General features: G+C 61.5%; 1 pseudogene. It reads left to right on the forward strand.

Annotation, left to right across the window (positions count from 1 at the left end):
- Positions 1 to 374: pseudogene (locus VSR34_RS38585) on the forward strand (YncE family protein); the annotation flags it as partial.
- Positions 375 to 452: the final 78 nt, after the last annotated feature.

The raw sequence follows: 452 nt of genomic DNA on the forward strand, positions 1-452 counted from the left end.
ACGTCGCCGTGGTGGACTGGCGCAACCAGAAGGTCGTCAAGACGATTCACACGGGCAAGGGCGCGCACAACTTCCGCTCACTCGCCGACGGCAAGCACGTCGCGGTGTCGAACCGGGTAGCTAGCACGATCAGCATCATCGACGAAGACACGCTCACCAACGTCGGCGACATCACCGGTCTGATGCCCGGACCGGACGACATGGAACTTTCCGCCGACAAACGCTATCTGTGGGTTACCTTCCGCTTCGCGAAGCACATTGGCATCATCGATCTCAACACGCGCAAGCTGATCCAGACGATCGCGGTGGGTCGCTCGCCGCACGGCATCTATTTCTTCAACCGGGCGCCGGTCACGGCGCCGAACGGTGCTTGAGGGGCCTCAGGGGCCTGACGGTAACGGAGTAGGGCCAAGGCGCCATGAGCCATCAAGGATGAAGTAACAGGCCAGCAT

Origin of the sequence: Paraburkholderia sp. JHI2823, from assembly GCF_038900695.1 — a bacterium.
GTDB lineage: Bacteria > Pseudomonadota > Gammaproteobacteria > Burkholderiales > Burkholderiaceae > Paraburkholderia > Paraburkholderia mimosarum.